The 9,602-nt window shown below is 61.7% G+C and carries 6 protein-coding genes; 2 read left to right on the top strand and 4 right to left on the bottom strand.

What is annotated here, in order from left to right; genetic code table 11:
* Positions 1-1,009, bottom strand: a 1,009-nt coding sequence (locus C2L80_RS12145) for a DUF4928 family protein (protein WP_204600609.1), incomplete at its 3' end; no start/stop codon positions are given.
* A complete protein-coding gene (locus C2L80_RS12140) occupies positions 996-2,138 on the bottom strand; it encodes a DNA cytosine methyltransferase (protein WP_204600607.1) in 1,143 nt (380 codons plus the stop codon). The genes C2L80_RS12140 and C2L80_RS12145, both read right to left, overlap by 14 nt.
* 756 nt (positions 2,139-2,894) lie before the next feature.
* Between C2L80_RS12140 and C2L80_RS12130 the strand changes: the two genes are divergently transcribed.
* The gene (locus tag C2L80_RS12130) at positions 2,895-3,836 is read left to right on the top strand and encodes a LysR family transcriptional regulator (protein WP_157941086.1); all 942 of its coding nucleotides are present in this window, start codon (positions 2,895-2,897) and stop codon (positions 3,834-3,836) included.
* Between the two features lie 175 nt (positions 3,837-4,011).
* Here C2L80_RS12130 and C2L80_RS12125 read toward each other — a convergent pair whose 3' ends face one another.
* Positions 4,012-6,006, bottom strand: a complete 1,995-nt coding sequence (locus tag C2L80_RS12125) for an FAD-dependent oxidoreductase (RefSeq protein ID WP_239938978.1) — start codon at positions 6,004-6,006, stop codon at positions 4,012-4,014.
* A gap of 690 nt (positions 6,007-6,696) precedes the next feature.
* Complete coding sequence (locus C2L80_RS12120) at positions 6,697-7,254, bottom strand: DUF308 domain-containing protein (protein ID WP_087197176.1); 558 nt, start codon at positions 7,252-7,254, stop codon at positions 6,697-6,699.
* A 1,620-nt stretch (positions 7,255-8,874) separates the two neighbouring features.
* On the opposite strand from C2L80_RS12120, the gene C2L80_RS14470 reads away from it, so the two are divergent.
* The coding region (locus C2L80_RS14470; protein WP_239938977.1) for a DUF3662 domain-containing protein at positions 8,875-9,602 on the top strand (728 nt) is incomplete at its 3' end.

Genomic DNA, 9,602 nt, shown 5'->3' with positions numbered 1-9,602 from the left:
CCTCGTACACTCGAAAAGATTCGCCCGAAGCTGCCATCCAGGCCGGCTCCTTGATGCAGAGCGACTGATCGCTTTCGCAATCGGTGATGCGCTCGTTATAACGCCGAATCAGATTTGCAACGCCTTCTTTGATGCCCTCGTAATCAAAGAAGCCCATCTCTTCGACGTTGGTTCCCACAAACGTTTCAATGCTCTGCACGCCCACTCTGCCATCCAAGCCCTCCGACTTGAACAGCCCTTGAGCAAAGGCCACGCTATCTGCGGGCACCAGCATCATCGGACGAAATCCATGCAACAAGTTCTCCCGCGCACGGTCGACCAATTTTGCCGAAGGAGCCATCGTAACGTGGAAAACCGTAGTCCCCAGCTGAAAGTCCCCCTGCCGATCAGTTTGCCGATCGGCCGCGTTGGCCTTATCGCGCCCAATCGCCAGAGCGGGAAAACGAAGCTCGAGCTTCGCCCCCACAAGATGCTGCGCAACGGCACCAGTCGCCTGATCGGGCCGATTCCTCGCGGCGGCAAGAATGTCCGCAACGAGATCCGCGACGGGTTTACGCAAGTCGATAAGCACCTCCAGCCGTTTCTTGTTGAAATAGTCCCGCACTACGCAATTCACGAAGTACGTCTCCAACGCCTCGGCCGCCGCCTCTCGGCATTGCGCATCAGGTTCGAATGGAAGCAACGCCTTCGACACCCGCTCGGCAAGATCGGTTGCAAGCACAAGCGTCCTGCGCGAAGTGCGCCCGCCCTCAGCGGTGAAACGACGCGTCTCGCCATGCTTTTCAAGCACCTTTTTGATGGAAGCTCCGCTCAGCCCTTTGACTTGGCTCCCCTTGTCCGACTTGACCGCCCCTGCTGTCAGCGGAAACGTTTCGCGAAGCAGCCCGGACACCGCGATCCCGCTCGTCATAACATTGGTGTTCACGCTGCCCTTTTTGCTTCTTTGAAGCTCGTACCACTCGGCCGCAGCCTTCAGCGCAGCTGCGCAAGCCTCCTCAGAGCGCTTCACGCAAAACCACCTCATCGGACGCCCCGCCAAGCGCCGGAAGCACTGCCGCGCGCATAAGCCACGACACGGCCGGCACCGCAACGGCATCGCCAAACGCATAGTGCACTTGAGACTCGGTGAATTGGGCGATGTTGAACGTGCCCGCTCCCTGCAACCTCGCATATTCAAGGCCCGTCATCCAGCGAATCCGAGCCTTTCCTTTTCCGAGGAACGCCACCGCCTGCTTGGACGAGCCACCCCGAGCCGTGCGCAAACAGCCTGCGATGTCGTCATCGCGCAACTCCCACACAGGCACCCCGTTCCTCGTCCGGCGATACGCCGTCCGGGCAACCACCCTCCTGCTCTTCATCAGGCGGTCGAATCGAGAACGCTGATTCTCGCTGAGAGACTTCGCGAACGCGCAAACCCGCTCGTCGCTCCACCACCGGGGATCGTCGTCAGGCAGCTTTTCAGCAAGCTTCATGAACCCTCCGGATTTCAAATCGGGAAATGCAGGCAGAGGGGTGACGTGGGTCACCAACGATTCGTCGGAGTGTATCCACGCCAGCTTGTCGGGACGAAGCGACGAGTCCACTTCGCCCCCTCCGAGGGGATTCAGCAAGCCAACTACGAACATCCTCGGCCTCGACTGGGGAAGCCACCTACGAGCATTCAGCTCAAGCGCATCGACCGAGTATCCAAGTTCGTTGAACGTCTCAACAACTATGCGAAAATCCATGCCATCGTGTGACGACGCCAAGCCGCATACATTCTCCAAGATAAGAGCCCGAGGCTTTCGATCGCCCATGCCTGCAATGACGTCGGCGAAACCGAAGAACGCATTCGACTCCCGACCTTCGACCAGACCGTTTCGCTTTCCCGCCAGCGAGAGATCGGTGCAGGGGCTGGACGCCCACGCGATATCAGCGGTGGGGACAGCGCCGGGATCGACGTCGAACACGTTTTTGCACACAAGATCCGAGGAACCCCACTGGGCTTCGTACAGCGCGCATTTCGTCTCATCGACGTCGTTCGCCCAAATGGTCTGAACACCGACCTTCTGCATTCCGGCGCGCGCCAAACCGATGCCCGAAAAGAACTCCAAAGCAGTCTTTCGCGAGGGGAAGGGCACTATGTTGCATTGCTTCACGGAAACACCTTTCCTTTCGCGCGATCGACCTTTCACAAGCATTGTAACCGGAATCGCATACCTTGCCCGTACCAAAATCCATCGCGGCTCTCTCAGCGGAGAATCTTCATTCGAGAAGGAAGCGAAAGCGCAAACTTTTGCGAGGGATTATTTTGCAAAGAGAGTTTTACCGTATCCGCAATGAAAGCCTCTCCCCGCACGCACGAACTCCCGTCTTCACAAGCGCTTCAGCAAGGTGCTGCGTCACCGCAGCATGCCACGTCGCCGACATGCCGGCATCCCCCCGCCCCCGCTGCGTCGTCACCGCGCCATCATGCCGCTCAAACGTTGGATTTCGGTTAGGGGCACGTTCCGAAAGCGCCTTCCACCCTTCAACCCCCGATCATCACGCAAGCAGGAGCAAAGAGCCGCGGTCGATCGGCAGCCCTTTCTGAGCGAAATCAAGCCACCCTCTCCCCTCGACAAAGCCAACCGCGGAGCCGAATCTGAGCGCGGCGAGAGCCATCAACGCCGCAGCCGCCCCCTCAGCCCGACGCAGAGCGCCCGCCCGAAGAAAGCACGCGAACAAACAGCCGTCTGCCACAAAAAAACCGACTTCCTCTTTCGTGCAGACCAAGCATTTTCCCGGTATTATGAAAGGATATATCCAAGAAAACCGGGGGAGATCGCAGCAGGGAAAACCAGACAGCCGCGAATCTGCAACTTCAAGTAGAAGAACGACAGGGGAGACGAAGGGGCAAAGGGGCAGGAGGGACCGTGGAAACCGAGCATCTACGCGAGTACATCACGCTCTCGCAGTCGCTGAACTATGCCAAAGCAGCGGAAGCGCTGTTCGTGTCGCAGCCGGCGTTGCGCTCGCATGTCAAAGCGCTCGAAGACGAAGTGGGATCGCCGCTCATAGTGAAGCGCGACGGCCGACTCGAGCTGTCGATGGCCGGTCGGCTGTTCCTCAAGCTCGCACGCGACATCGTTTCGCTTTCCGACGACGCGCTTGCCTCCTGCCGCGCGCTCGCCGAGAACTGCACGACGCTCCTCGTCAGCACGATGGGCTATGCCCCGTTTGAGAAGCTGCTGACTTCCGCGCGCGAACATCTGCATGCACGGCATCCCGAAACAGAGATTGGCTTGCGGTTTTTGAGGGGAGCCCACGCCAACCTCTCCACCATCGTCGAAAAGAAAGCCGACTTCTCGCTTCTCCCCCGCGTGCGCGGCATCGACGATCCCGAACCTCCCTTCGACCCGCACTTCCTGCCCGACGTGAGCTTCCTCCATCTCGGCACCGAACGCTGCCTGTTCTGGATGACGAACGACAACCCCCTGTTCCATCGGGAAATCGTGCACGCGCGCGACTTGGAAGGCCAATCGCTGCTTCTGGGAAACACCGACAACATGCTGGCCGCAGGAGCGGAGTTTCTCCGCTACTTCGCGCAGGCGGGCGCACGCATCGAACTCGACCCCCAACCGTTTGCTTGCTACGACGATTATGTCTACACGCCGCACGACGGATTCGGCATCGTCGTGGAACAGTTCCATCCGACGCTCGCATCGCGCAGCGACTTTCGGATGTTCTCGGTTGCGGAGTTTGAAATCGCAAGCGACATGCTCGTCATCTACGACGAATCGCGCTTCGACCGCTGCGGGCAACTCTTCCTCGACGCGCTGAGGTCGCTCGCACCCTCGAGCGCGGCAAAGGGATGACGAAAGGGATCGCATACGTGGCGCGGAGGGGGCTTCGACCCCCTCCGCTCCGCTCCCGCAGCGCCAACGCTCCGGCTAGCCGCAAACCGGTCGCAGATTGCGAAAAACCCGCGCCCCAACCAGACGACCCGGACAGCCGCCAACGTCAACCCGCCGCGCCAACGCGTCGCCCGCGTCAATCCGTCTTGCCGTCGGCCTCCATGATGGCGCCCGCCGCCATATAGCCGCCGACGAACGATTGGCACACGTCTCCGTACATGCCGCCGAACGGCTTGCCCGCGATGTTGGCCTCGCCGTTCGCGCCTCCAGCCGTATGCCATCCAGCGTACAAGCCGGCAATGACGTCGCCTTCGGGCTTGAGCACTTGCATCTTCGGGTTGATCCGCAAGCCGCACTTCGTCGTGAAGATGTTGCCGCCGATCTTCGCACCGTAATACGGCGGCTCGTCGATGGGGATCAGCCACGACGGATCGTATTTGAACGCGTCCAGATAGTCCTCGCCGGCCTCGCATGCGGCATTCCACTGCTCGACCGCGCTCACAAGCAACCCCTCGCTCAATCCAAGCGCCGCCTCAAGCTCCTCGATGGTGTCGCACTTCTGCACTGCCCCGGCGTCGATCATCTGCTGGAAGCCGGTGCGCCAGTCGCGCTGCCACTCGGGAACGCGATCGATCAGCGGATCGTCGTCGGGTATGGTCTTTCCCACGCGGCAGACGCCCTGCTTGAAGTAGTTCGTCGACACCAGCTCGTCGTACTTGGAGTCGAAGCACACGTACGTGCGCCCCGACGGCTGCATGATCTCCACCGTCGCCTGGTCGGTGAGGCCGAACACGTACGGGCACCCCGACGGCTTATACGGATAGGGTTGGTACGTGGTGCCGAGGTAGGGAACGCGCTCGCCCCGGTTGTTGATGAGCAGCCACAGTTGACGGAGCGCTTGATTGCCGTCCTTGTTCACATGCGCGGTCATGCGCGTTTCGTACGGCTCGTAGTCCTTCCACCACACGCCGCCGTCGTAGCTGCCCGTCGAGTCGTAGCCGGCCATGTCGGCTCCCATGCCCAAGCCCATGCGGATGCACTCGCCCGTGTTGTACGGCGGGCACGGCACGTTCGCCAAGCCGTCGAACAGCGAGGGAAGGTACTTTTCGAGCATCGGGCGATTCATCTCGAAGCCTCCGGCCGTTAGCACCACGCCCTTCTTGGCGCCGAGGAACACCTCGTCGTCGCCCATGGCCACCTTGACGCCCACCACCGTGCCGGCATCGCTCACAAGCGCCTTCGCCTCCGCGCTCAACCGAACGTCGACACCGTGCTCGACAGCGAAATCGGTGAGGTAGTTGAACGTATGGTCGTTGATGTTGATAGAGTTGGCCGCGGTGATCTGCCCGTCCCAATGCAGGCTGCGCATGCCGGTGGGCTTGTCGTCGGCCGGAGCCCAAGGCACGCCCAATGCGTCGGCCATCCAGTCGATGCACTTCGGGCCTTCGACGGCCTGAGCGCGCAAAAGGCCGACGTCCACCGACTGCTGCCACAGATCGCTCAAGTACGCGACGATGGCATCGGGGTCGTACGGGTAGCTCGGATACGCCCACTGCACCTCCTCGGCCAGCTTGTGACCGCCGAAGTTCACGAAGTGGCCCGAGTAGCGCGACGCGCCGCCCGTCGTCGTGCCCTTTTCCAGCAGCGCCACGCGATAGCCTGCCAGAGCCAGACGTATGGAAGCGGCCATCCCACCGCCTCCCGACCCCACCACCACGACGTCGAACTCCTCGTCCCACGTCTCCGGAGGCTCAACCGGCTCGATGGGGGCTGCCTCGGCCTCGTACGCGAGGCGCGCCTCGTCGTCCTTGGCATCGCCCGACGCGGACGCGCCGCCGCCTTCGCCCCCGGAAGGCGCGCAGCCCGCAAGCGCCGCCCCGGCGGCAGCCGCCAAGCCGGCAGACGCCGCGCCTTTCAAGAAGCCGCGCCGCGTAAGTCCCTGGCAACGACGCACTTGCGAGCGTCCTTGGGCGCAAGCGCCCTCTGCGCCGACCATTGCGCTCGCCGCGTCTGGGACATCATCGATGCCTTGGAAGTCTGCGAAGCCGCTCTTCTCTTCATGCCGCCCGCTTCGCTTAACGTGCTTGCTGCGCTCGTCGCGCTCGTCGCGATTGGATGCACCGATTCCCATAGCTCCTCCTTGCCTTTCGGCACCTTTGCTTGCCGGTGCCCTTGCTTGCTGGCGCCTCGCAATCTCATCCCTTGCGAGGATGCTTTCAGCATAGGACCGCTCAGACGCCGATCGCAGAAGGACTGTCCGAGGCAACCGCGCATTCTGAAACGCAACGAGGAAATTCAGCGCAAGGGGAGGAATATGGCAAAGAGGAGGCAAGGGAGAAAGCGGAAAGATCGCGAATAAGAGGAGAAGGCAAAGGGCAGAAGAGCCAAAGGCCGAAGCGCAAGAAACGCGGGAAATCCGGACACTCCCGGGACGCAAGGGATGCCAAAGCGTTTCGACCGCGCCGCGACACCGCGTCGCGCCTCGCCTTTCGCACCCCGCCCTTCGCAGTGTCCACCGGGCATGCCCGCCCGCCGACGCGCATCGGATCCGCCGCTCGCAGAGCAAGCATAGCACGTTTCGAGAGAGCCCGTCGGCCGCCCCTTCGCATGAAAGCCAAGAAGCAACAACCGCATCCGTCGCGAAAAGACGCGAGCCCTTGCATGGCTCCGAAAACTCCCGCCCCGAATGCACACCGCGACGAAGACCGCGCTTCGACGCAAGGCGTCAGACCAGGGCAAGACGCGCCGTCGACACCCGCTCCTCTCGCCCCCAATGTCACTTTATCGCGCCACCGGCATTCAGCGTCCATCGCGCCATACGCTATTGCAGCTGTTTCATGGCGCTCGTCAGCCAGAGGCTGACGAGCAGGTCGGCCGCACCTTTCAGCACGAGCAGCACGCCGAGCACCAAGACGAACGTCACGGTGGTCTCAAACGGATTCACGACGATGACGACGCCGCCAAGCGCGACGACGATGCCGGCTACGAGCGCGATCGTCCACGTGCCGCCCCGGTAGCGGCGCAGCTCGATTGCGCGAGCGGCGTTCACCGCGCCGCCAACGACAAGCAAAAGCCCCAGGACAAGTGAGAAGAACCCAGCAACAACCTGAGGGAACACGAACACGAACAGCGCGAGCGCGAGCAGCAGGACGCCGCCGACCAGCGAGCCCGTCGAGCCGGAGCGCCCACTTCGCCCATCGCGCGCACGAGCGTATCCCACAAGCGAGACGACGCCGGTCACGGCAAGGTAGAGCGCCAGCAAATACACGATGGTGACAACCGTGATGCCCGGCCACACAACAAGCAGCACACCAAGCGCGATAGACAGGACGGCCTGAGCCACCATGCTCGACCGAACCGCATGCAGAAACGATCCCATGAAAACCTCCGTTTTCCGTTTGCCTCCATCATAGAACGTCACCGCGCAGCGCGCACACTTGGCCGCGTAACAGATTGCCCACAATGGGCGGCTGCGGCAAAAGGACGGAATATCGCCACATTCATGCGGCGGCTTTTGACACACGGTCCCATCTCGCTGGCAAGAAATGACCGAATTCGGCAAGCCCACCTCCCCTGCAGCACAATCTGGCAAGACGCACTTCCGCAAAAGGCCAGTTCACTTCGAAGGCGATCCCGCAGTGTCCGGACAACCTTTCCGAATTCGGGCATTTCTTGCCATCGCACGCCTTCTGAAAAGCGACGAAAGAGAGTGACAAAAGGACGGGGATATTGTCACCTTCGCCACACCTCCTCGGGCAGAGTCGCATCGCGATCCTAACACCTTTCGCAACCTACACCCCTCCATGTTCGCACGGCCTCGGTTTCTGGCCACCAAACCGCGTTCTGGCACGGAATCGGCTCGAAATCGGGCTGCGCCCGCTTGGCCGATTTGCGCGACCAGGGGTTTTCCCAGTAGGCACCCCTTCGCATGACGAATTCCGTGCCAGAACGCGGTTCCGTGTCCATTTTCGCGCCGAATTCGCGCACGGGGAGGAAAGGAGGGGGAAGAAGAGCGCACAAAAGGGGTGACAAAGGGACGGGGATGATGTCACATTCCGCAAAGTGGCAGGACGTGGCAAGTCTTTTGGGAATGTGACATCATCCCCGTCCCTTTGCCACCCCCTTTACCGCTCGGACCGCGCTCTGCCGGAAAACGGCCCACTTTTTGGCCGCCAAGCCGCGTTCTGGCACGAAACCCGGTCGTTTTCGACTCAAGCGAGGCCTTGCCCGCAAGAAAACCCCAGGTCGGCTCTATCCGACACCGCTCAAAGCGCCCTCCCGCGTGCCAGAACGCGGTTTGGTGGCCAAAAAACGCGCATTTGCCCGCACGGCGCGTCCCCACCGCCGACTGTACTCGCGGAATGGCAAGCGCAAGCGGCGAGAAATCGCCGAATTCGGAAGAGCCCTCCAACCGCTGTAGAACTTTCTGAGAAACAACCTGGTCTTTTGCAAACAACTCCCTTCAAATCTCGCCATGAAGAGGGGGCGAAACTTCCGAATTCGACGATTTCTTGCCATAACGGCAGGGCCTCTCCGTTAACCAAAATTGACGTTAACTTGCGTTCGCCTAATATCGAACCGAATTTCCCCCGACCGGAAGCTTCGGGAGGTGCCCCCGTCCAACGGGCGGGGTTTTCCGAAGCGCCAGAGAAACCTTGCTCGGCAGGTTGGCCCGACCTATGTCAGCATCTACTATAGACAGCAGGGTTATGCATTTTTCGGAAGGCTAGCTCCCCGGATCCTTCACCATCCCCCTTCGCCGCGCCCTGTCATCGACGCTCCGACAGTAGCGAGACGCGCGCAAAACAGGCAAGGAGAACGTCGTCCCGGAAAGCCCAGAAGACACGCTTAACTTTTGATGACGATTGCGTAAAAGATGGAGCGCTGCCATGGCGTTTGTGGCAAGATGGAGCATTGCATAGTCATATGCGGGGACACACTACAGCGCACTGCACCCCAGAATCAAGGACGGCGCACGCGCGTGCCATAAGGAGACACCATGGGCTTTCTTTCGAGGTTCGAAGGCAAGATGGAAGACACGTTTGAAGGCGCAGCCGACAGGATGTTCGACGCGCCCATCTCGCCTGTCCAGATAGCGAAAAAGGCCGAGAAGCAAATGCGGCGCGAAAAGATGGTGGGCGCGGGCAAGCAATACGCCCCCACACTGTACACGGTGCTCGTCAACCCCGACGACGACCAGCGGCTGTTCGGCTACTACCCCACCCTGGCCGGCGAGACCGAGACGTATCTGGCCGCGAAAGCCGCTGAGCAGGGCTTGGTCATGGACGGGCAACCGCTCGTGCGCTTCATCGTGGACGACAGCCTGAAGCACGGGAAGTTCGAGATCATCGCCGAAGCGGTGGCTGCGCCCATCATCGCGCAGCTGCGCGAAGAGGAGATGCAGCGCTACGGCCTGAGCACCGGCGGCCCGGGCTACGGCCCGTCCTACGCGCAGCCGCAGCCCTATGCCGCGGGCGCTCCTGCCGCGTACGGCTACGACCAGGGCTTCGGCGCGGCTGGAGGCTACGGCTACGATCAGCCCGCCCCCGCCTACGACCCACTCGCCTCGGACGCCCCCATCTACGACGATTACGCCTACGACGAGCAACCGGGCGCGCAGCAGGACTACCTTCCCAACGAGTTCGACGGCCCCCTCGGCTACGACGGCCTCCCGCTCGACGCTGCCCCCGCTGTGAGCGCCGCCGACTTCCCCGGTGCCCCTGCACC

This window comes from Rubneribacter badeniensis (assembly GCF_002899695.1).
GTDB classification, from domain to species: Bacteria; Actinomycetota; Coriobacteriia; order Coriobacteriales; family Eggerthellaceae; genus Rubneribacter; species Rubneribacter badeniensis.
The sequence above is the reverse complement of the archived record's forward strand: the minus strand, read 5'-3'. Positions and strand labels throughout refer to the sequence as shown.